At 41.7% G+C, this 22,697-nt stretch carries 21 protein-coding genes and 1 tRNA gene; 8 read left to right on the top strand and 14 right to left on the bottom strand.

The window, feature by feature from the left end:
• Positions 1 to 7 precede the first annotated feature (7 nt).
• From QTO06_RS14460 to QTO06_RS14470, 3 genes are read right to left on the bottom strand one after another with little or no spacing between them, the layout of a single operon-like run.
• Entirely contained in the window at positions 8 to 1,078 is a 1,071-nt protein-coding gene (locus QTO06_RS14460; protein WP_276462647.1) for an AAA family ATPase, read from the bottom strand.
• On the bottom strand, positions 1,075 to 2,280 hold the full coding sequence (locus tag QTO06_RS14465) for a restriction endonuclease subunit S (protein ID WP_276462645.1): 1,206 nt from the start codon (positions 2,278 to 2,280) through the stop codon (positions 1,075 to 1,077). The genes QTO06_RS14460 and QTO06_RS14465 overlap by 4 nt, the downstream gene beginning before the upstream one ends.
• Positions 2,273 to 5,362 carry a type I restriction endonuclease subunit R gene (locus tag QTO06_RS14470; RefSeq protein ID WP_276462644.1) on the bottom strand — a complete coding sequence of 1,030 codons (3,090 nt, stop codon included), beginning with the start codon at positions 5,360 to 5,362 and terminating at the stop codon, positions 2,273 to 2,275. The genes QTO06_RS14465 and QTO06_RS14470 overlap by 8 nt, the downstream gene beginning before the upstream one ends.
• 492 nt (positions 5,363 to 5,854) lie before the next feature.
• Here QTO06_RS14470 and QTO06_RS14475 point away from each other — a divergent pair, with 492 nt between their 5' ends.
• Positions 5,855 to 6,292, top strand: a complete 438-nt coding sequence (locus QTO06_RS14475) for a DUF2787 family protein (RefSeq protein ID WP_140252924.1) — start codon at positions 5,855 to 5,857, stop codon at positions 6,290 to 6,292.
• 436 nt (positions 6,293 to 6,728) lie between these two features.
• Positions 6,729 to 7,784: a formylglycine-generating enzyme family protein gene (locus tag QTO06_RS14480; RefSeq protein WP_276462642.1), complete on the top strand. Its 1,056-nt coding sequence runs from the start codon at positions 6,729 to 6,731 to the stop codon at positions 7,782 to 7,784.
• Positions 7,785 to 7,838: 54 nt separating this feature from the next.
• On the opposite strand, the gene QTO06_RS14485 is transcribed toward QTO06_RS14480, so the two are convergent.
• From QTO06_RS14485 to tssI, 3 genes are read right to left on the bottom strand one after another with little or no spacing between them, the layout of a single operon-like run.
• Positions 7,839 to 10,382: a LysM peptidoglycan-binding domain-containing protein gene (locus QTO06_RS14485; RefSeq protein WP_331408656.1), complete on the bottom strand. Its 2,544-nt coding sequence runs from the start codon at positions 10,380 to 10,382 to the stop codon at positions 7,839 to 7,841.
• Positions 10,382 to 10,969 (bottom strand): DUF4123 domain-containing protein, encoded by a 588-nt coding sequence (locus QTO06_RS14490; protein ID WP_331408657.1) that lies wholly within the window; start codon positions 10,967 to 10,969, stop codon positions 10,382 to 10,384. Before QTO06_RS14490 ends, QTO06_RS14485 begins: the two co-directional genes overlap by 1 nt.
• Positions 10,951 to 13,209, bottom strand: coding sequence for a type VI secretion system Vgr family protein (gene tssI, locus QTO06_RS14495; RefSeq protein ID WP_331408659.1), 2,259 nt, complete (start codon positions 13,207 to 13,209; stop codon positions 10,951 to 10,953). Before tssI ends, QTO06_RS14490 begins: the two co-directional genes overlap by 19 nt.
• A gap of 351 nt (positions 13,210 to 13,560) precedes the next feature.
• On the opposite strand from tssI, the gene QTO06_RS14500 reads away from it, so the two are divergent.
• Positions 13,561 to 13,635 (top strand) — tRNA-Gly (locus QTO06_RS14500).
• Positions 13,636 to 13,637: 2 nt separating this feature from the next.
• Here QTO06_RS14500 and QTO06_RS14505 read toward each other — a convergent pair.
• The 7 genes from QTO06_RS14505 to QTO06_RS14535 form a co-directional block, all read right to left on the bottom strand.
• Entirely contained in the window at positions 13,638 to 14,009 is a 372-nt protein-coding gene (locus tag QTO06_RS14505) for a hypothetical protein (RefSeq protein WP_331408660.1), read from the bottom strand.
• A gap of 210 nt (positions 14,010 to 14,219) precedes the next feature.
• Positions 14,220 to 14,558, bottom strand: coding sequence for a hypothetical protein (locus QTO06_RS14510; RefSeq protein ID WP_012129587.1), 339 nt, complete (start codon positions 14,556 to 14,558; stop codon positions 14,220 to 14,222).
• Positions 14,559 to 14,567: 9 nt separating this feature from the next.
• Positions 14,568 to 15,152, bottom strand: coding sequence for a DUF2913 family protein (locus tag QTO06_RS14515; protein ID WP_276462637.1), 585 nt, complete (start codon positions 15,150 to 15,152; stop codon positions 14,568 to 14,570).
• A gap of 173 nt (positions 15,153 to 15,325) precedes the next feature.
• Positions 15,326 to 16,228 (bottom strand): LPD25 domain-containing protein, encoded by a 903-nt coding sequence (locus QTO06_RS14520; protein WP_276462635.1) that lies wholly within the window; start codon positions 16,226 to 16,228, stop codon positions 15,326 to 15,328.
• A gap of 79 nt (positions 16,229 to 16,307) precedes the next feature.
• On the bottom strand, positions 16,308 to 16,790 hold the full coding sequence (locus QTO06_RS14525) for a DUF2787 domain-containing protein (protein WP_276462634.1): 483 nt from the start codon (positions 16,788 to 16,790) through the stop codon (positions 16,308 to 16,310).
• Between the two features lie 11 nt (positions 16,791 to 16,801).
• Positions 16,802 to 17,026: a hypothetical protein gene (locus QTO06_RS14530; protein ID WP_039540862.1), complete on the bottom strand. Its 225-nt coding sequence runs from the start codon at positions 17,024 to 17,026 to the stop codon at positions 16,802 to 16,804.
• Positions 17,027 to 17,187: 161 nt separating this feature from the next.
• Complete coding sequence (locus tag QTO06_RS14535) at positions 17,188 to 17,364, bottom strand: AlpA family transcriptional regulator (RefSeq protein WP_039540865.1); 177 nt, start codon at positions 17,362 to 17,364, stop codon at positions 17,188 to 17,190.
• A gap of 145 nt (positions 17,365 to 17,509) precedes the next feature.
• Here QTO06_RS14535 and radC point away from each other — a divergent pair, with 145 nt between their 5' ends.
• The 4 genes from radC (at position 17,510) to QTO06_RS14555 (ending at position 20,503) form a co-directional block, all read left to right on the top strand.
• Positions 17,510 to 17,983, top strand: coding sequence for a RadC family protein (radC, locus tag QTO06_RS14540; RefSeq protein ID WP_039540868.1), 474 nt, complete (start codon positions 17,510 to 17,512; stop codon positions 17,981 to 17,983).
• A complete protein-coding gene (locus QTO06_RS14545) occupies positions 17,980 to 18,411 on the top strand; it encodes a DUF2787 domain-containing protein (protein WP_331408661.1) in 432 nt (143 codons plus the stop codon). Before radC ends, QTO06_RS14545 begins: the two co-directional genes overlap by 4 nt.
• 113 nt (positions 18,412 to 18,524) lie before the next feature.
• The gene (locus tag QTO06_RS14550; protein WP_122020036.1) at positions 18,525 to 19,349 is read left to right on the top strand and encodes a helix-turn-helix transcriptional regulator; all 825 of its coding nucleotides are present in this window, start codon (positions 18,525 to 18,527) and stop codon (positions 19,347 to 19,349) included.
• A complete protein-coding gene (locus QTO06_RS14555; protein WP_331408664.1) occupies positions 19,346 to 20,503 on the top strand; it encodes a hypothetical protein in 1,158 nt (385 codons plus the stop codon). The genes QTO06_RS14550 and QTO06_RS14555 overlap by 4 nt, the downstream gene beginning before the upstream one ends.
• A 96-nt stretch (positions 20,504 to 20,599) precedes the next feature.
• Here QTO06_RS14555 and QTO06_RS14560 read toward each other — a convergent pair whose 3' ends face one another.
• Complete coding sequence (locus QTO06_RS14560; protein WP_331408665.1) at positions 20,600 to 21,268, bottom strand: inovirus Gp2 family protein; 669 nt, start codon at positions 21,266 to 21,268, stop codon at positions 20,600 to 20,602.
• 400 nt (positions 21,269 to 21,668) lie between these two features.
• Between QTO06_RS14560 and QTO06_RS14565 the strand changes: the two genes are divergently transcribed.
• Positions 21,669 to 22,688 carry a hypothetical protein gene (locus tag QTO06_RS14565; RefSeq protein ID WP_331408666.1) on the top strand — a complete coding sequence of 340 codons (1,020 nt, stop codon included), beginning with the start codon at positions 21,669 to 21,671 and terminating at the stop codon, positions 22,686 to 22,688.
• The last annotated feature ends 9 nt before the right edge of the window (positions 22,689 to 22,697 follow it).

A 22,697-nucleotide genomic window follows, 5' to 3' on the forward strand; every position in this document is an offset into this window, starting at 1 on the left:
TTCCCGCTTAAAATTTGAAATGATACATTTCAATCAACTTACTGAATATCATTTTAAAATCAGACTGTTCAGTCTCATTCATCATTTCAGTCTGATAATAATATGGTGTTTTGTGTGAGTGTGTATTAACAAGCTCCATTAATGATTCAACACCTTCAAATCCTAACTTTCCGAGAACTCGCCCCGAACTACCACTTCCCTGAAATGACGAAATATTCTCCAAAAGCTGCCTAAGTAACGCAAAATGATAGGTATAAAGTTGCTCATTTATAGCTTCATTAAGAACTTGGAGTAAGTGTAAATGATAAAGAAAAACATTTCTTTTTGTCTCCTCCAACACTATATCACCACCTGAACGCTTTAATACTCGACATGTCGTCAAGTTTCTGTAACGCCCACTCTTTTCACCATTAAACAAACGATTAGCTAAAATAGAAAACAAGCCTATATGGTGAGTGGTTATTATTATTTTTTTCTTTTCATAGTGAGATTCTATTTGTTCAAAAATAGTATCTGCCGTAATAAATATGTTATTCTCATCTAAACTAGATACAGGATCATCAATAAAAAGATGAGCATCCTGTTCATCAGCCCAGCCATCAACATCAAGCAACGCCAGATAAAAACACCATATAAAAATACTTTCTTCTCCTCTAGAAATTTTTATAGGGTTATTCTTATCTTCATCATCTAAAGTATAGAAACTTATAGACTCAATGCCTTTTTCAATATCTTCGAACAAATTAAATTCAAACTTAAATCGAGCATTATATAACGCCAACTTACTCTCAATAACTTGAGGGTCATCAGAAATAAAACTATGAAACTGATTAAGGTTGCTTGGTAATAATGATAGTTTAACATTAAGCCCATCATTATCTTCATCATTATCCCAGTGAAATAAATCTTCACTATAGGCATTATAATAAACTCCAGCGTGTTGACCCTCATTTTTTTCTTTGGTTACATTTTTATAAGCCACTGACAACTGAGTTTTACCAGTCCCATTAAAAGCATAAATAAGAACGATCGCTTCCTTCATTTCGCTTATTTTATTTGCAACTTCCGTTAAGTTCATTCACTAACTCTCTCTAAATAAGGAAATATACGTTGCACCAAGCCTTTTTTATGAGCTTTAAGAGCTTCTATCTTTTTATTTAGTGCGCTTATCAACTCATCAATAGAAGACAATATATCTGCTATTCTTTTTTGTTCTTTTTCTTCAGGAACCATCAATACGACCTTGGAAAAAGTAGATTTATTGATAATAGGCACAGCTTGCTTTCCTGCTAGCTCAGATATAGTTAGCGAATGGAAGCTTAGCAAATAATATAAAAAATCATCATCATATCCTGGAAAAGCAGTTATGGCATTTATTTGTTGGTTTGTAGCACAGTCGTATTTAACTTGAGCGGTCTTTCCTATTGTTGAACCAATACAAACAAAAAGAACACTACCACTTTGCACTACTCTTGATTTACGAATCCCCTCTGTTGTAAGTGTTGATTTTGTTGTTTCAATAAATCTATTTTCAGAAATATCTGCGGGTGAAACAAATAAGTGCTCACCACCATAGTATTCTTTATGCGAAGTACTTGGAGTACTCCCTGTGACTACCATCCCCATTTTAGCTATCGATGCAGGTTTCCAATCGCCCTCAAAATCACTAAACCTCAATTCAGGCACCCTTTTCCCCTCTTCTGGAAAGAGTTTCTGTATCAAGCCTTTTTTGTGTAATTTTAATGAATCTGATTTTTTCGTATTTGTTGTAATCAAGCCATCTATCGAGACAAGACAATCAGCTATTTTTTGCTGTTCTTTTTCTACTAGAGGGACATGTGTATCAACTCTATACAAATTATCTACAGATAGCCCCGGTTGAGCTTGTCCTGTCGCAAACCGATTTAAATTTAACCTACATAATTCGTAATAAAGCCATGAGTTATCAACTCCTTCCTTGGGTTCCACGACTACAGCATGCTCGGTCGCATGAAATTTTCCAGATACAAAATTAATGTTTCCGCACAGCGCACCTTGGCGACCTATAAGAGAATAGTTGCCATTATGTGTAAATGATTCAGTGAAACCACGTAAACCGTTACCACCATAACAAGGATACAAACTATCGTCCTTTTCACTCTTGATATTGGCAGCTTTAACAAATTTTCCAGCTTGCAGATCACAGACTTCTTCCAATATCTTAGGCTTCCATCCATCTTGTTCTACAAATTCAGGGAACCTTAGTTCAGGTACTAAAGTTGGATACTCAATCTTACTCATAAGCTGCTAACCCGGATATTTCACGCCCTTGGGCTAGTTTATGTAGATAAGGAACCAAATCTTCCATTAATGCTAACTCTTTCTTCGTACGTTCTTTCCAGCCAAGATCTAGTGGCTCTAACAGATCCCCCAGCTTCTCGCCATCGAAAATCATTCGTCCCATAATTCCATCAACAAACGCCTGTAAACTCTCTGTAGCTAAACCGTGCTTTATAGCCATATCATTGAGTTCATTGGTAGCCTTTTTCATTTTAAATGCTTGGTAGCCTGCATGAATTTGTGACACATCTAATGCCTCACCAGAAGGTAAACTATGAATATAAGCAATCAGCTCATCGCGCTCAGACATCAAATTCGCTTGCGAGCAGATTAAATCGATGAGTTGCTGACGAGTCATGCTTTGCTTACTTGTTCCCTGAGTCGATTTAGCAATTAATCCCATGATGTAGTCGTAATCGATTAAAGCGGATGCAAATAACACAAACTCAAACTCTAACTGTTCGACTTCTTCAGGTAAGTCCCCTCCCCCTTTATTCGTATCTAGCTTGCGTTTCAAGTCTTTGGCAGTTTCTAAATACGCACCTTTAAAACCACGTAAGGTATCAATTGGTAATGTCGCGGCAACCTGAGCTTTCTGTTCGTCATCTAGCTCTGTGTACTGTTCTAGTTGGTTCTTAAATTTTTGTACTTCTTTAAAGTGATTGATAAAAGAAGCCCTTTGCGCGTCACCGTGAAGGTTTGTTACTTCTGAAGGTTCACATGCTAAGCCTTGCTTTTGCATAAAGGCTTCTAGCTTATCAACTGCTTCTTTATATTTTTCAACGACAACAGGCGCAGGATCTACCAACCAAACCTGCTCAGCGCCTTCTTCCTTTTCACCAGAGAAAAGTTTAATCGCTTCATTAACTTCTTTTTCTTGACCTCGGAAATCTAAAATATTCCCCCAAGGCTTACTATCATTCAATACACGATTAGTACGTGAGAATGCTTGAATCAATCCATGATGCTTTAAGTTCTTATCCACATACAAAGTATTCAGATACTTGGAATCAAACCCTGTCAACAGCATATCAACGACTATGACTATATCGATCTTGTTTTTATGAGGGTAATCAGCATTGTCGTATTGCTGATCTTTAATCCGCTGCTGCACGTCTTGGTAATAAAGATCAAACTCGTTAATAGTATGATTAGTCGAATATTGTTGATTATAACCATTAATAATATCGATTAATGCTCGCTTCTTACGCTCAGGTTCAACTTCGTTATCGGCTTTTTCTTGTGGTAGATCTTCCTGTAACTGCTGGATGTCTTTCACATTTCGGGCAAGTGCATTTGAATCCGAATCTTCTTTGTCTTTATCGCTAAGCTGCGCTGGTGGTGAAAAGACACAAGCAATATTTAACGGAATATAGTCTTCAGATTCTGATGCTTTAAGTGCTTGCTGGCTCTTAAACTCTTCGAAGTATTCAATCGCATGGTTGATAGAAGCGGTCGCGAGAATTGCATTGAATCGACGGTGATTCGTCACTGCATCATGTTTCTTTAATATCTCTTGAACAACAGCTCGTGGTGGAGGTGTAGCTCTTGTAGCTGTTACTTCAGCTTCATCACTGTTAGTATTGTCGTCTGGTTGTTTGCTCGCAGAATGTTTGCCAAAAAAGTCAATATGGAAGCTGAGTACATTCTTATCTTCAATTGCATGAGTAATCGTATAGTGGTGTAGCTCTTGCTCAAAGATGCTCTCTGTGGTTTTAAACGAACCTACATTGCCATCGATCTGAATATACGTTGAATTTTTATCGAATATAGGCGTCCCCGTAAAGCCAAACAATTGTGCTTTAGGGAAAAACTCTTTAATCGCTTTATGGTTTTCACCAAACTGAGAACGGTGACATTCATCAAAGATAAAAACAATACGCTTATCTCGTAATGGTTCTAATCGCTCTTTGAAAGTTTTCTTACCCTCTTTCAATTTACTCTGGTTGCGCTTGCTGTTTTCATCTAACGCTAAGCCGAGTTTCTGGATCGTTGTAACGATGACTTTATCAGCATAGTCTTCTGACAACATACGACGAACTAACGTTTCTGTATTGGTGTTCTCTTCCACACAGCCGTCTTGAAACTTATTAAATTCTTCTCGGGTTTGGCGATCCAAGTCTTTTCTATCTACGACGAACAAGCATTTTTCAATGTCAGGATTATCTTTAAGCAGCGTTGATGCTTTAAAAGACGTTAGGGTCTTGCCTGATCCTGTTGTATGCCAAATATAGCCATTTCCTCGCCCTTCATGGATACAGTCAACAATAGCTTCCACCGCATAAATTTGATACGGACGCATAACCAGAAGCTTTTGTTCCGATTGAACTAGTACCATATAACGGCTAATCATTTGGCCGAGAGTACACTTCGCTAAGAAGGCATCGGCAAAGTCATGTAAGTGCGAAATTTTACGGTTATTTTCATTAGCTAGTTGATAAACAGGTAAAAAACGCTCATCAGCATTGAAGCTAAAATGCTCATTACGGTTGTTAGCAAAGTAATAAGTATGGTGCTCATTACTGACAATAAACATTTGAATGAAGCACATCAGCGTATTGGTGTAGCCATTACCAATATCGCTTTTGTAATCAACAATTTGCTCCATAGCTCGACGCGTCACAATGTCGTAAGCCTTAAGCTCAATCTGAACCGTAGGAACGCCATTAATCAATAAAATCACATCGTAACGGTGATTGCTTTCATCCGTGTTCATGCGCAATTGGTTAATGACTTCAAACTCATTTTTACACCAATCTTTAATGTTCACTAAGGTGTAATGTAATGGTGTGCCATCTTCACGCTGAAAGTAACCACGTTCACGCAGCGTTTGAGCAGCTTCAAAAACATCAGCTGTGATGATGTCTTGGTACAAGCGCTCAAATTCATTGTCAGTAAGACTGACGAAGTTTAACGCCTCAAACTTTTCACGAAAGTTCTGCTTGAGAGCTCGCTCTGTTCGGATATCTTTCCGGTACGAATACTTTAGATCGCCCAACTTATCTATGAGCGCTTGTTCAATTTGAGCTTCTTTCGTTATCATTTTTTGCTACCAAATACGTAAATCAATAAATACGTCATAATGACTGGTCTCGACTGATGGGCATTGTACCCTAACCACATCGAACTATGAATCGAATGGAATGACTAATAGCACTCTCTGGTTAACGAACAAACTAACCGTAAAATCCATAAAGCACGCCACACTCTGCTCTTCCTTTTCTATCGTTTATTTGATCATCAATGAATTTAATGATTCCCAAGGTTTCTCAATGAGAAAGCCACACTTGTAGCTTCACCAATCTCTAGCACAAACAACGCTTATGACTAGCCCATCTAAACAAAATAAACTTAGATATATATTACCTTCGTGCATACCTTAACCAATTAATTTTTAGGAGTTTTTATGCACAAGACACTCTCCAAAGTAAACATTCTAATTCCTCGCCTGTTAACTCCCGATGTTACCAATCCAAAACAGAATATCCCCTCCTTCAATAACTTTGACGATGAATTTCTTTCTTAGGAAGCTCACATGACAACACTAAACTTCACTTCCGTTTCATTACCAGTATCCAAGCAGTTTCAACAACTATTAAGCGAACACTGTCAAACGTTACTTGCTTCAGATGGTTGGGAAGCCACCAGCAAGCGCTTGACTCTCAGCTTTCGTGATAAAAGCTATAGCGTAGAAAACGGCGGTTCCCATCCAGTTGAAGTTGGTCTAAACATAACCAATAAGGTAAATGTAACGATCATTTACATCACTGATTTCGCTTATGTAGGGAATCTGTATCCAGAGATAAAACGTCATATTGATTTCGACTTTAGTCACCAACTCTATTTCACTATTGAAGCGGGTTGGCAGCGTATCCAATCATCCAAAGTGGAGGACTTATATCGAATATGGGAGAAAAGCTTTATTAAGCATGTCCGAGAGGGGAGCTATGACGAAATTAAAGTCATACTCTAATATTCGTTTGTAAACTCTCGCGCAGCTAGCACATAGCAAAAGTATTTAACGATGGCTATTCACTCTAAACTTATCAATAAACACACGATAAAGCACTTATTCGCTCATCGCGCCCCCTCCCTCCTAGCTATCATCCAATTTTGTACTTCAAATACATGTCATCGCTGTGAATATCTTTCCCTATGTTACTTAGAGGGCAAGTTATGACTTATTCCCCTAGCCATCATAATCTGGTTCAGTTTAAGATTGCTATTTGATGGCACTGAATACTCCTTATCTTTGGAGTATTCAGTGCTTGACCACAAAGTAGCTTCTAAGACAATGTCCCCCCTAAAACAGGAACGAAGTCGTTATAACTAGTCATACAGTGTCTTTGAAACTGTTTTCGCCTTTTATTTTTGCGTAAAATATGCCCATAAAGTAAAAGGAATACCAAATGAAAAACAGATGGTTAGGTATGGCTTGTACGCTTCCTTTATTGGTTGCGTGCAATAGCGAGAGTTCAGCAATCCCAGTGTCTAGCGAGACCGTATCTCAAAAGCAAATTGATACGATTGTGTCGAACATCAATAAGCTTTATCCAGAGGCAACTCAAGAGCAAAAGCTGAGAGCAGCAAAAACCGTAGTTCGAGCAATTGAAGAGCTTGTATTTGTTGAAGGCGGAAGTTTTGAGATGGGGGACTTTGGTGCACCATGCGAAATTCCAAGCGGTACACCAAATCGCATGGACTGGTCGCCGGATGTACAGTGCTTTAGCTCCCCAAATACCGGAGAAACCGGTGCTTATAACCTGCATAAGGTAACATTAGACTCATACTCCATTGCAAAATTTGAAACGCGTTTTATTGATATGGAGTGGATGCGCCAGCTCACGGGACTACCTGTTGGACGTAATTTACCCAAAACTGGAGGACACGTTGAGAGAGGTACAAAGTTCTATAATGCGTTAATAGCTAAGCGAAAAAATAATGCTGCATCAACGAAAACATGGCAAGAGGCTAAAGATTATTGTCAATGGCTAGGCGATGTCAGCGCATTGCCATTTGATCTGCCAACGGAAGCACAGTGGGAGTATGCCGCAAGAAGTCGTGGGGAAAAGGTCTATTTTGCGACTAATAATGGTTATCGACAACTGTATGGCTCTCATTATTTTGTGCCTGAAATGGGTTACTATGTCGAGTATAAAGAGAGTGAAGTCAATAGCTCTACAGGTATCGAAGACGTCGACGCATTTCCACCTAACCCCTTAGGTGTATCTGGTATGTCTAACCAAGTCAGTGAGTGGGTTAATGATTGGTATGCCAAGGATTATTACCTTGTCTCACCAGAGTATAACCCGCAAGGTCCTAAGTCAGGCACAGAAAAAGCGCTTCGAGATGCTGGAGGAATGACCATGGTCTTTTCACGCATCCACCATCTCCCTGTCTATAAAAAATATTATCCATCAGTAAGCTTTCGCTGTGCGCTTCAGCAAGCCACACCAGCCAAGTAATGGTGCGAAAAAGAGGAAATCGGTCACAGCAACCTATTTCCTCGCTTATTAGGTTTATCGATACGGCAGATGTTCATCGCTAGGCGCGGTAATTTTGGCTTTCTTACGTGCAAGTGCTTCACCGCTTAATGGTGTGTAAGGCATGCTGGTCGCATCCAGTTTATTTTTCTCTGCTAACTGCGTCACCCACAAGTTAAAATCATGCTGCTGTGTGTTGTCCAAAATCGCATTAATGCGCGCAAGGTTATCAAACATCGCTTTCTCACCAGCAATAGCACGCCCATCTGGGTTCATGCGTTGCAAAATCTCTTCAAACTTATGCCAACTGTAAGTGCTTTTGCAAAGCAATTTATGTATCGCACTCTCTTGTTGCTCATTAAAACTAAACAAAAACTCTTCAACCAATACATCAAGCATAATCCCAATAGCCTCGGGTAACAGTTGCTCAAATGGCACACCAGATAACGTTGAGTCATCAAGAATACGATGAGCTAATGAATTAGCTTTTTCCTGACGATCAAGAATATCATTATAACTCTGCCTCCAATCATCCACAGCATCTTTACCCGCCGTCAATACTTTTTCAAATGATTGGGAAGGTTCGCCAATCAGGTCTCTAGCAAATGCAACCAGTGTTGAGTTCACCAAGTAATCATAAGCATCTTTGTTTAGATTATTTAGGTGACGATAGTCGACGTACTGCAACCCTTGTAAAATAATTTTGGTCAGCGCCCAGAGTTGGGTCGTGTCGAGCATCGCGCCAAAACCGCCGCCAGCACCAAAACCACAAACAATCTGACCTGAGCATTTGACATAAAATTTACCGCCCTCTAGAGCCAGTTGGAACTCAGCGTTGACGCCTGCGCCAAACGCAATATTGCCCTCAGGTTTGACTTCGGCTAATGCTTGAAACTCTGCTTCTTTGCTTTCCTTTTGATTACCTTCCGGCTCATCTGTTGAAGAAGAGGCATTTTTAGGTGGTAGCCACTCAACGCCACCCACTAACTGACCATTTGCCTGCATACCAGCAAACCCTTGCACCTTAAAACCGACGTCACCTTTAGCCCCTTGGGCAAGGTTCACTTTCGGTGAATACATGACGCCAACGCTCTCACCATATTCATTGACCTCTCTGCTTTGTTGACGCCCACCTGCGGCAACGCTTGCTCTGCCTTCCGCCATTGCGCCAGTAAAGCAGCCAATTGCCACTTTGCCGACAAAACGGAAGCAACCAAATGAATAAGTCGCCGTTTTTTTATTTGCATCGAGGTAAGTGAGTCGGATGTGCCAACCTTTCTCGTACGGAAGGTAAAGGTTGGCTTCGACTTTGGCTTCTGCGAGCGATACACTGGCCTCTGCGCCAATGCCGATGTCGACTCGCCCGTTCGTGGGTTCAAACACTGTCGCGACACTGGCCTGAGCACCCCAGCGAAGCAACTGCGCTTCTGGGCTAATCGCAAATCGTGTTTCACCACTTTCCGTTAAGTATTTCTGAGTGGACTTCCATTCGTGGAATTTACCGCCGTCTGCTTTCCATTCGGCAAACTTCGCTTCAACCTTAAACTCTTTGGTGCTCTCTTTGATGTCTTTCGCAATCTCCTGACTCAGACGATTTAAGTCCCCTCGCTTAAGCGCCGCGTGGGCATTACTGTGATGGTAAGACTGGCTCCAACGAGGTTTTTCTCGTTCAAAAAAGGCGTGACGAAGGTACACGTAACGACCTTGGTTGATGGAGTAGGCTTCAACAACATGACGCTTGGCCTTTTGTGTTACAAGCTGAGTTTTATCATTGGTGAAATTGTTCGCCTCAATGCCAAGTTTGGTTGGGCTTTCTTCTTTGGGTTTTGCTTTCGTTTCTAGCTTTTTGAATGCATCAATTTGACGGTCTAACTGACGAAGGGTTTCTTTTCTCAATGTTTCCATCGAGGTTTCTTCAAGCCAACGGTAGCGGTATTGCTCTACAAAAGCTTTTCGCTGTTGCAGTGAAGTGAGTCTGTCTTGAGTTAAATCGAGGTTCGGGTTTGGCTTGGGCTGCGCCGCTCTCATGGCGGCGGCACGTTGTGAAGCTGGGCTTAACGAGCGGCTGTTATCACCGAAAATACCCGCGCGCATGGCATCTTCAAACCACGCAGTTCTCTTCAAGGTATGTTGCTCAAGTGCTTCTCGGGTCGCCTCTTTATCGCTAGGCGCTGAGCTTAGCAACGCTTTATAGCTTTCGACTAAGCGGTCGGTTTCCTTTGCTTCATGCTCTAGCTGGTTGCTGGCTTTCTCGTCTAATAAATAATATTCCAGCGGACCATCGCCTGTAATAAAGACGACATCATAAACACTCTCTCCCTTCTTACACAGCGGAGGCGCAAACAATGTGCCGTCGTTAGAGCACGGACGCATCGCTGAAACAGGTTCTACTGGGTAGGTAGGCTCAACAGGTTCAATCGCCGATTCATCCGGTAAGGTAAGCGCCTCACCGATACGAATAAAATCAGGGTTCGCTTGATATTGAGGATTCAGTTCAAGCAATGTCGTGAAGTCCACCTCTTGCTCAATCGCAATTTGTAGCAGTGTGTCACCGGATTTGATGGTGTAAGTTTGGCTCATTAGGCGTTTACTCCTTGCCAATGGGCTGAGATTAAGTTCATGAGTTGGATTTGTGACGGCGTTAAGTCCCAAATGGATGGCGCGCTCTGCTCTGGCATGTGCCATGAGGCGTCCAGCCAATCGCGGTCAAACCATTGGATACGAGTTAACGATGGAAAGAACTGCTGCCTTTGATGGGTTGTCATTGACCCGATGAGTGAGACCAGTTTGCGAGGCTCATAAAAACGCATCATCGCTTGTGTCTTACCATGCTGCACGACAAGGCGTCGGCGTAAAGACTCGACCAGACCCGCCATATCTATCGAGCTAGGAGCGAAGAAAAGGGCCCCCGAAGGCGTCACTTCTAGGTGGCTTTTAACGCTTTCGAGTGTTTGTTTACTGACAACCTCCGCCAATACCGGCCCATTACTCAAGGCTGCGAATCGAGTGTTAGCAAAAAGTGGAACACTTTCGCCTTCCGATAGGGTTTCCTCCCAGCCCGACCACAACGTAGGTTCAAGCAGCACATAAAGCTTTTCATCAGCGGATGGAAATAGCGGCTCGTTAAGTTGTATGTTCCATTCAGGGTTTAGCTGTGCAGTTGGCATGTTCTTCCACTCCCACAATCACAAATCTCTTGCAGTAACGTACCGTCTTCAACCAATCCGGCATACGCCGCTGGTGACATCACAGGCATCGCTTTCATCGCCAACGATGGTTTCTTTGGTCTTATTGTGGAAACGCTGTTGTTTCCGTTTGCCGCGCCGCCAGGATTGATGTCTACCTTGCCACCCGTAGCGGTAACGTTACTTGCACCGTCAATTGTGATTGAAGTGCCGTTTAAATGAATATTACCGCTGCTCTTTAGCACTAAGCTGGATGCACCGACTTGCACCTTGATTTCATCCGCAGAGACCACTGCTGTTTCACCATCAGAGCGGATAGAGGTATTGCCGTTGACTTCAACACTGAGGTTACTACCGACATTGTTCGTGTCATCTGCGCCCACATCGATAGAACGTGATGCCTTGATGACCGTATTTTGGTCTTGACCTACATCCAATGAATCGTCTTTACCAATCAAGTTCTGACGATTTTCATCGATGTACAAATCTCGGTTGTTGGCGATTTTCTCGGATTCGTTGGCGTTGTAAGTAACGTGAACGTCTTTCTCAACTCTCTCCATAAAGGTCTGCTTAGTGATGGACGTTTTATGCCCATCAATGACTTCTTTACGGTCGCCTAAGATGTTGTTTTCTTGGTTGTTGCCGACCTTCAGTTCTTCATCATTACCGATATCTCGGTAACGGTTATTGAGCACTTTGGTCTTCATGTCTTTTTGAGCACGGAAGTGAACCTCTTCTTGGTCACTCTCATCCTCAAAGTACATTTCGTTGTAACCTTCAGCCTTATGGCTTTGGGTTCTGAACACGGTGCGCGTTTTGTTTTCTGGTAATGGGTATGGTGGTGTATGTAAACCGTTGTACACCGCGCCCGTCACTAACGGGCGGTCTGGGTCACCCTCTAGGAAGGTCACAATCACTTCATGCCCAATGCGAGGTAGATAGACTGCTCCCCAGTTGGGTGCTGCCATTGATTGACTAACACGTAGCCAACATGAACTATGCTCATCACTTTGCGCATAGCGGTCCCAATGGAACTGAACTTTGATGCGTCCATATTCATCGGTGTAGATTTCTTCACCCGCAGGACCAACCACAACCGCAGTTTGAGGACCATCAACGACAGGTGACGCCATTTTAGGTGCACGGAATGTTACGTCTCGTGGTAAGCAGACAAACTGATTGTGATAAGTCGTAGGCTCATCGCTCGCTTCTTCTTCGTGCACACGAGGGTTAAAGCCCGTGTGCATCACCGTCAACATGAGGTAATCACGGTTGATGTTGGAACGAGGATGCTGGCTGATATCGAAGCTGTAACCTGCGGTGAGACGCATGATGTCGCTCGCAGCTTCAATCTGATGGCTGTCCACCGTGTATTCGGACATCCACTCTGTTGCACGCTGCTGACCTAGTTCTGGCGTTGTGTAGCGACCAAGATAGTCGTAGCGCTGCAAATCAAAGTTTGGACCTTCATCGGCGCTTGTACCTTGCGGAATTTTTGGCGTGAGATAGTTGTAATCGCCGTAGCTCACTAACCCAGTGCGAGTTCGATGGATTTGCTCAAGGTCGAAGATATGTTCTCGATCTGGCGTGCCACCACCTTGGGCATGATAAATCACAGGTCCTAGGTAAGAAGCATTAGTGGGTGAACTGATAAGCTCAGGTATCGCATCGTTGCTATCTACAATGACCATAGTATGCCCAGCGTCGCTGTGTTCGAAATAGTACCAAAGCCCATGCTCTGCCATTAATCGCTGCACAAAGTGCTGGTCATTCTCACGATATTGGAGAACGTACTCTTTCGCTTCGTATTGCGCCGACAACTCAAAGCGGTAATCGCTCATTCCTGCATCATCAAAAACCTGACGAAGGATGTCGGGCGCGGTTTGCATCTGGAAGATGCGACAGTCTTGGCGTTGAGTGAGAAACCAAAGATGTGGAACCAAGGTAATATGATAACGCGAGAAGCGGCGACCAGTACCTAAATAGCGAAGCTCAGAGATACTGCCGTTAAACTGACGAGCTGCCCCCACACCTTGACCAAACAGGCTCAGAACACCCATTTTTCGACTTAAGGCATCAAACGTGATGGCATCGCCATCGGACAATACCGTTAGATTTATTTCAAAGGGAGAAGAGACTGTCTCTGTTATTCGAAAGCTTTCGACTTTAAATGCACCGGAGAATCCAGAAACATCAAAGGTGAAATTTACATCATTAACCATACCATTCGGCTCTTATGACAACGAGGAAATGAGCGGAAAAGGGTTCACCGCCACACGTTAAATAGTCGAACTGTATCAAGGTAATGCAGCAAGGGCATCGTGACGAACTGACAGGATAAACGCCCTTTCAAAGAGGCTATTTATCTAAACACAGACTTATATTGATTGTCGGCACTCAATAAAGAAAGGATGTATTAGTGATAAGAGCGGCGACTTAATTTTCGCTTGCTCTCATTATGAGAAGTTATTCACATTAAATCTTTGTAGCGAGACATTTGAAGCGACAAAAAGGCATCGAACGTAAAAAGCACTAGACACCACATTGTTCTTCAAGGAAGATACATCAGCATCGCGTACATCGTATAATGGCTATTACCTCAGCCTTCCAAGCTGATGATGCGGGTTCGATTCCCGCTGTACGCTCCAGTTCAAAATTCAAAACGCTCATCTCTCAGCACACTCCAGATATCCGTTAATCGGTGCCCTTTCTTTTGTAAATACATAACCACTTGAGATTGATGATGTTCATCTATTGGTCGCTCTGAACCGAAGCGAGCTACTTTACAACGCTTAGTTTGCGCCATATGGTCAAATTCCGCTTGAAGAAGCCTCAAAGCTTGCTCCACTTGCAAAAAATTATAACGCCCACTAGCCAACTTTTGCGCTATCACACTAAACCCTAAATGTTCTTTCATCATAGCTCTTATTGCTCGTTGAATATCTGCACGATCATCAATTCGTCCACTCTCGTAAAATGGGACAAAATAAGAGTATAGATAGCTCGGTTTTACTGTAAGCATTAAACGCTGTCGTACGTCTTGTGATGTTGAAGTTGGATATCGTTGTAGGACTCGTTCAATACGGAGCTTTATCTGTGATTCATTATACTTGGGCATTACTGACCTAACCGATGATATAGCATACCAAGTCAATATCTTGCCACCATCAGAGAGTACATTTAAAGTTGGGCATGTGAAGTCAATCGCAAAGCTTGTTATAAATAGCTTTTATTAATCAAACACTTTGAGTAATAAATGTGGATACTTCTTTGTACCTCCACGCACATTAAAATGATCCGTTTCACACCCTTTTGTTTCTTTTGCTGGTGTATTTTCCTTCATTTCATATTGAAACCGTTTTTCACGGCTACAATAGGGACACCCTATTTTCTTCACCGTAGCGAGAAAATTTTTCGGCGAAGAGTAGAATGCACCATGCTTTGAACACCCAATCTTGACGTGAGTGGTTTTGTTTACATACTCAACCTGAGAGTAATCGTACAGGTCACCGTATTTAGCTTGCGCTTTTATTAAAAACTGCTGAGCTCTATGCTTTTCATCAAAAGGCATTTCTGCGATTTACTTAACTGGATGTACCAAGATATGCGCTTGGTGTGTATCTAAATTCCACTCTTTCATCTCTGCGACAAAAAAACCATGTTGATTAATCACATCAATGAGCTCTGGAGCCCTTTCTAGCTGGATAAGCATAGAGAGAGGTGTAACTTGTTTATGACTTTCATCAAAGCCGTATTCTATTTGCTCATCAAGCATATATAGGATGCCCGCCTCCGCTTCCATCCCCTCATCGAATAAACGAGATTCAATCCCTTCAGCATCGTAGAGATAAACCAGTAAGTTGTAGAGTTTTTCTGCCCCAACGAGCTTCGTTTTATTCGCTTGAGAGTTAAGTTCATGCAATTTCATTTCTAAGTTACCTCCTTTCCTTCTCGCCACATTAAGCATCAATTTGATGTCTTTCTTTACATTGGCAAGCGATTTATCCGTTAGCTTAGGCTTTAAGAACTTAATGAGAATATCATTTCGAGTCGTCACTGGAACATGGCGCTCGGTCGCAGAGACTTTACAAAGCAGGTGAAGCAAAGAGTAGGTCACCACATGATGTAAGTTGTAGTAATAATCAAAATCTCGTTTGATTTGCATGGATGTTTTTTTAGTCTGTAAGTGATACCCACCATATGGGGAGGGGCTTTTCGAATTTCAAGGGCAATCAATTCAAGCAATAGACGGGGTAAAATGTGGATATGATAGCTATATTTCGACAAAAAATAATACGACTTGAGGTGAAGCATAAAGCGCTTCACCTCAATCGCTGACTAATCAGGTACAACCAACTCACCCAATGGCACATACTTCGCTTTCTGCGCTTCGTTATAAAAGACACGCTTTCGAACTGACCAACCATAGCGAAGGTATTTAATGTCCGTCAGGTAGTAACCATCGCCTGACCAATGCGTTTCACGGTGTTCATTACTTTGCTCTGGATGATTAAGAAAAGCCGTGGACGGATGATTCAAACACGCCTTACGAAGTTCAGGAAACAAATTACGGGAATGTCTGGACCACGCCAGTATTAAAGTTCTGACCGCTTTCGTGGCATGATAGCCTGAACGTGGGTCACTATTTTCTGCATCGTAATCCGTGTAGGTGGCAACAATGACGGCCTTTGCCCACGGCGGGATAGTCAGTGATGCTTGAAACGCTTTCTCCTTCTCTTGATGCTCCTTGTTTTGTCGCTCCCATTCTTGTTGCTCTGCTTGCGCTTTGGCTTCATCTTCGGCTTTAGCATTCATTTCTGCTTGTTCAATGTCTTGTTTGGCATTTTCTACAAACGCCGTATCGAACTCGTAGTTTTGAATAGCTTCTATGAGTGATAGGTGGTGCTGGTCGTGCAGCCATGATTTATCTACGTCGTGTTGGTGGCGTAGATAGTAAGCCAGCATATTAAGGCAGTGCGACGCAAATCCAGCATCATTACCACCACAGCCTAAATCTAAGCGGCATTCGTAACGGTCTTCATTATCAAAAAGCACCGTGACTTTTGTTTTATCGTAACCACCTCGTGGATTGGTCTTGGCGACCTCTAAGGCTTTGCGCTCAAAGTCCATAAAGTCATAGTGGGTGTCTTCATCAAACTCACGTGATTCTGACCAATGCACCTTGACCGATATCGGTTTGATTTTCTTTTGCGTTCTCGACGCTTCTATAGATGTGTTCAAAATAAAGATCCCTTGATTTCTGGGCATAAAAAAACCGTGACGTTGTGTCACGGTTAAATCGATAGAAAAGAGCCAGTACTTAAGCTGACGTTATGCTGATAGCGTCGTAAACGTCCATTTCAAAATACGTCAAAAAGTTATGCTCCCACAATTGGTAAAGTTCATTTGCCTCTTGTTGGTTTCGCATAGGAATACCGCACGAATACGCTCCGCAACTGTGGAAATCAAAATCCAGTGCTTTTTCTAACTCCGGATAATAATTGCCAATATAAGCAAACTCGGTCACGTATTGGTATTGCCAATCGCCATCAGCGTTTCGAAGCAAACAAATTTCAACAGGGCGAAAACCGCCTCCTTCAGCACTGTAGCTTTTGTCACGAAAATTAAATACCACGCGATGACCAGAGAGTAATGACTCTGCAACTTCTCCCTTAAGCGAGATATGAGATGCGAGTGCCCTGACAAGGCATATCGCTAACCGCTCCGATACTGGAAACGCTTTGCCTGAAATACGATGAGTAAGGAAACCTATTTGAGTTCGGATTGAAGATTGTTTGGACATAATGAGTCCTCCTATTGGTCGTCAGAGTATTCGTTCGATGTCACCATGGGATGTGGTGTACGTGTCGATTGCACCGCTTTATCGATTAACGCTGCGGATGTGCCAACAAAAGCAGACACAACAATACCGCCAGCGGTGATGGTTCCAATTGCACCAAATACTGGGGCTGCGGTGATCACACCTGCAACGCTTGCTGTACCAGCGACCGCTTTACCAACTGTTTGATACCAAGACATAAAAACTCCTTTATCATTGAGCATTAAAAAGGGGTTGCCATCGGCAACCCCTTCTATGAAATAACATGATATTGAACTTCTCTTTTTGGTAAGAGAAGCCTGCACATCTAGATGATATATATTCATAAATAACTCAAATCAAAGCAGCTACGCTCCTCACCTCAACGTGTCGATAGAATACTCTCCATCCAGTCATCAACTTCACTTTCTACCCACGCTACCGCGCGATCACCTAAATTGACTGATTTAGGGAAAGCATCTTCGCTCATTTTTCTGTAGATGGCCGAACGGCTCAGTGCGGTCTTTTCCATTACTTCTTTCAGCTTTAAAAATCTCATGGGATTGACTCCTATTTCTTTTACCCATGGGATAACGCGGTGTGTTAGAAAAAACGTTCAGAGCTCTTTCTCTCCCATCAAATCAATTACTTTCAGATATATGTCCTCTTAGTGAAGTTCCAATCGTTTCACTCTTGGAGGACCTATGTCGACCGATAACCTTCACTACCAAAAACAACAGAAATACCAAGAAAATGAAATCCTAGAGCATGCCGCCGAAATCCTCGCTAACCGTTATGTTCGCGGCGATGCCCTTTGTGATCCGAATGCAACAAAGGAGTACGTTCGATTTAAATTAGCCAGCTCAGAGCATGAAGTATTCGCGCTACTACTGCTCGATAGTCAGCACCGCCTCATTGAGTTCAAGCCGCTCTTTAAAGGAACCATTGACTCAGCCAGTATTTACCCACGTGAGGTTGTCAAAACCGTCTTGGAGGTCAACGCTGCCGCCGTCATTCTGGCGCACAACCATCCATCCGGAGATCCATCACCATCTCAGGCAGATAGACGCATTACACGTAAGCTTGTCGATACTTTAGCGTTAGTGGATGTCAAAGTTCTGGATCACATTGTGGTTGGAGAAAGCAGTGTCTCATTTGCAGAGAAGGGATGGTTATGATCAATTCAGCTTATGGTGACGTTTCGTTAGTGCCTCAACTTCATCAACAACTAGAAGCGTTGTTCACGCGTTACAACTTATCCGATGAGGCAAAGCGGCTAGTCTTGAATTGTCGTCAAATGAACTATTATCGGAATGGTCAAGGAATACATCCTGTTGAAGTGCAGTTCAAACGCGCTTCAAGTTCAGAGCCTTGGCAGGTTGTCTTCTTTGCTAGCTTTTCTTACCCATTTGAAGGCGCGCACTCAGTAGAGCCTGAGCTTTATTTCCATTTAGCAAATGGTTGGTGTTACCAACCGGATACTGGCTCAGCTAATCTCAATCATCCAGAGGTTCTAGATCTTTTGCAGATATGGATGAAAACGTTCGCTCGTCACCTTTCAAAAGTAGTTTTTGATGAGATCCATTTATCTATCGTTGGAAAGTGACCTTCTTCCCCTTCATTACGACACATCATGGCGCAAGTGCGATAGAGTTCGTCGTAGCAATTTAGCCTAAGACATTGATACGACAAGCTTTGTCGCACCTTTTTGATATCGTCATGCCCAACAGAACGAACCTCGTTGAGCTTACCATGACGCAACCTAACCAAACTCAGTACCACCTTGAGCTTATCTTGGCGATTTACAACCTTATTCCATACAATAAGAAAATCACCGCGAAACAAATCCAAGCTCAACTTTCACCGCTTGGTTTAGAGCGCTCCTTACGTACTATCCAACGCAATCTGTCCGCTATTTGTGCCATGTTTCCAGATGTCATGATAGATGACCGCGATAAACCTTTTGGTTACCAAAAAGCCGAAACGCTTGCATTGAGTACCACTGCTCATGAAGCAGTGCTGCTCTATTGGTTAATCGAGTCAACCAAACATCAACTGCCTAACAGCCTTACTTCTCTACTGGATAACTTTCTCTCAGGTATTGCACCTGAAAACATAAAAGACATTCAAAGTCATTGGTCATCCAAAGTGCATGTTACTGACACTGCGATGAGCGGTGAGCCGCTATACATTAACGTTGGTGTATTCCAAATTGTTTGTTTGGCGACGCTTCAGCAACGTCTTATCTCATTAAAGATAAACGACGGTGACCAGAATCTACATCTAACTAACGTTCAACCAGTCGGTCTTGTACTTCATCACGGAAACGCTTATCTCATTTGGCGTAAACACGCACATACCAAACTAAACACCCTCGCCCTAAGTAACATCCATGAAGCCACGATGTCGAGCTTTCGCTTCGATCTCCAAACCGACGCAACGCTACTGTCTTTGGACGTTCAGCAACTATTTGATGTGACTGACATTCACGTTGAACTCAACACGATACCACCCTCTTACACTCATTATGGAGAAATAGAATGAACCTATCTAAAACCTTACTTGCCACCGCGCTTGTTGTACCTGTCGCCTTAACAGGGTGTGGAGGCTCATCAGACGGACATAACAGTGGTTCTGGTCAGCAGTATCAATTTAGTGGTGCTGTTCAGAAAGGTCCTCTACAGCCGGGCTCTGTTGTAACCATCAACGAACTTAATCAAGACCTCCAGCCAACTGGTCGCAGCTACACAACTCAAATCGAAGATTATGAAGGTAACTACAGCGTGAAAGAGCGATTTAGCACTCCGTATACTGAGCTCGTTGCCCACGGCTATTACTTTAACGAACTAACAAACCATGCTGACGAACAGATGAGTATGAGTGCATTCGTCGATATGAATGCAACCACACAAGTGAACTTCAACGTTGCAACTGCCGCGATGAAGCAATCTGTCATGGCACAAGTACAAGCTGGCACTGAGTTTAACGAAGCGGTAGACAAAGCAACGTCAGATTTGATGAAACTTTACAGCTATGCCCCTGAACAATGGTCAGGTCATATTAACTTCTACAACACCAACCTATCTAATTCTGGCGATACCAGTACGCTACTACTGGTGATCTCTACCAGTACTTTAAAAATGGCTACCGATAACGGACTCACGTTAGAGGAACAAATTGATGAAATTGGTCAGGTGTTGTTAGAGCCTGAGTCAGTCCAGTTTGAAGAAATGAAACAAGCGCTGAGTACCTATAATCTTGCACTATACAAAACAGCAGCTTATGAAAACACCCAAAAGTATTTCGCTGATAACGGTCTTGAGTTCGACATTCCACACATCGATTACTTTATCGATGTTGATGATGACGGCGTACTGCCTAACAAAGACCTACCTGTGTTCCGCTACACTTCAGGTGTTGGTATCGGTTCTGATGAAATCGGAGAACTACGTCCAGCTGGCGCTGGTGCTATCGACTACCAAGGTCGTCCTATGACGTTCGAGGTCATCGGTGAATTCCAGCACGGTGAAATCGCATCAATTGAATACACTGATACTGGCGTTAGTATTTGGTATCGCCTAACGGATGTGAACTTTGAAGGTCAGTCATTCGAAGACTGCGTTACGGTTAATACAGTAAAACCTGCACCTGCTAACTTTCCGTGGAAAGCATGTGTAACTTTGGTTAAGAATAACTGATAGATAAAAAGAAAGGGGCTTAGGCTCCTTTCTTTTTTCACACCCAACACATCATTATCCACTGCCGCATGAATACTCGTCATAATATACGATAAATTATTTACTACTTCGGCCAAAACTCCTAGACAACCCTATTGCCTGAGTACGTGCTTTAGCTAAATAAATAGAACGATTAAACAATTTTGTGAATTCTTCATTTCCCGCTACCACTTCTCCATCAAAAGTCTGAACTATATAAGTTGCATTTTCTGGTATGTGTACCGCTCTATGAGCCTCTTCAAGTTCAATACCTAATACTCTCGACCAAGCACATAATAACATTTGGTATAAGTGCTTACATTTACGCTCATCTCTAATCACACGTTTAAAATTGCCTAAACTTTGGAAGTTATCTTTGTTGAGGAATATCACCAGATGATAGTGTGGATTCTCTGATTTATCGATTTCTTTACACCATATATATCGAAGCCTCTCCTCACTAACAGAGCTAAACCTCCGTTTTCTTCTTTTTAATTCTTCTGTTATTTGGCTTTCTAAAGAACCAAAGAATTTCTTCATATAAGGGAATGTCTCACCAAACTTATAACCATGAGGAAATCTAAGATCCACTCTAAAAGCAAACGTTCTAGGAAAGCTGTTTGTAGCTTGAACTAGTACTTCATAAATCTTGTTTACTCTATCCTCTAACAATTCATTTTCTCTAGACGTTAAATTTATTCCTTTGAATTCTTTTTGTTTAAGTAGTTTGTTTTTACGATTTGTCATGTGAGTTCTCCTTTTGTTCATAGAGGAGAGTTCTCTGTTATTTTTTAGTAGATACTCAATGAGTTGTTATCTTAGAGATATGGATATAGGTATAGATGGATAGTGATAGGTAGATATAGGTAATGATATATATTAAACATTACCGACAGTGTTTCTTTCGGTGAAGGTAGTACATAAAAAGGATTGACGCCGCTTTTCAACTCGGAAGTTAGAGTCATAGAAAGTGATAACATACTCCTTTAAAACCTTAGTAAACTGGTTACAAGAAGCATTAAAATCTGTGAATAGGCATCACAAGTTCCAAGCAAAAACCTCGCAAATACTTGCACTATCTTTCGCAAATACCCACAGTATAACCAGCACGTTTTGCAACATAACACTAACAACGAGGTTAAGGCTCATGGCAGTTAAAGGGATAAAACAAGAGATAGAAATAAAACAAAACATCGATTTTATTAACGCTGGACACTTCCTTTATAAAAAAACCAAATCGAGTAGAGGAATAGGTAGATTTCTAAATTCACTAACTGATAATCCAAATGTGTTTAAGAATAAAATTAATCAATACAATAAACATTCACCCGATGGTAAACAAATAACTATCAGTGAAATAAATTTATTTTTAACCAAAAACAATACAGAAAATAAAATCTATGATTTATTTGATATTAAGCTTAACAACCTCGAAAAGTCATCAAGAGTAATTAACTGGCTTTGGGGATATATACAATTAAATTTTAACCGCGAAGCGGAGTACCTAAAAATGACTCTGAATAGTCTTGCATTCTTTAGGAAAAATAAGGGTAAAATTAATCAATTGTCAAACATAATAATTAGTGAGGATGTGAACAATTATTTCAACAATAAGAGTAACCATTTGGAGAATAAGTTAGAACAAGTCATTAACTTCATAAACTATAAATGTTTGCTATTTGATGTAATAGATGATTATCTAAGACAATTACACGATAAATGGAAACTGGTTTTTGCAAACAAAAAATTTGAACAATTCATAACAAAATACAAAAACAAAGACGAGCTATTTAAAAAGAGTCAATTCTTTTATGGTGAATTAATCAAAACAGATGATATTGAGAAAGAAATAGGAATCTTTGAACATTGCACAGTTAATGACTCAACTGCGTTATCTCAAGCAATTTTAGATCTCCTGAATTCTAATCTTGAACAACAAGCAATTATTTCTAAAATAAGCAAGAAGTGGAGCAGCAAGAAAAACCGACATAATGGAAAGGTTTCTTTTTCGACGACTATGCTACCTGAGACAAAGAATAAGCTAGACCAAATAGTCAATCATAGCTATAGCAATATCAGCACTACGTTACAAAAAATCATCGACCAAGAGCATGAAAGGTTGTTTAAAAAGTCAAACAATTCATTATCTAAAAATAAAATAATTTAAACTGGTAAC

This window comes from Vibrio sp. M260121, assembly GCF_036533715.1.
Taxonomy (GTDB): domain Bacteria; phylum Pseudomonadota; class Gammaproteobacteria; order Enterobacterales; family Vibrionaceae; genus Vibrio.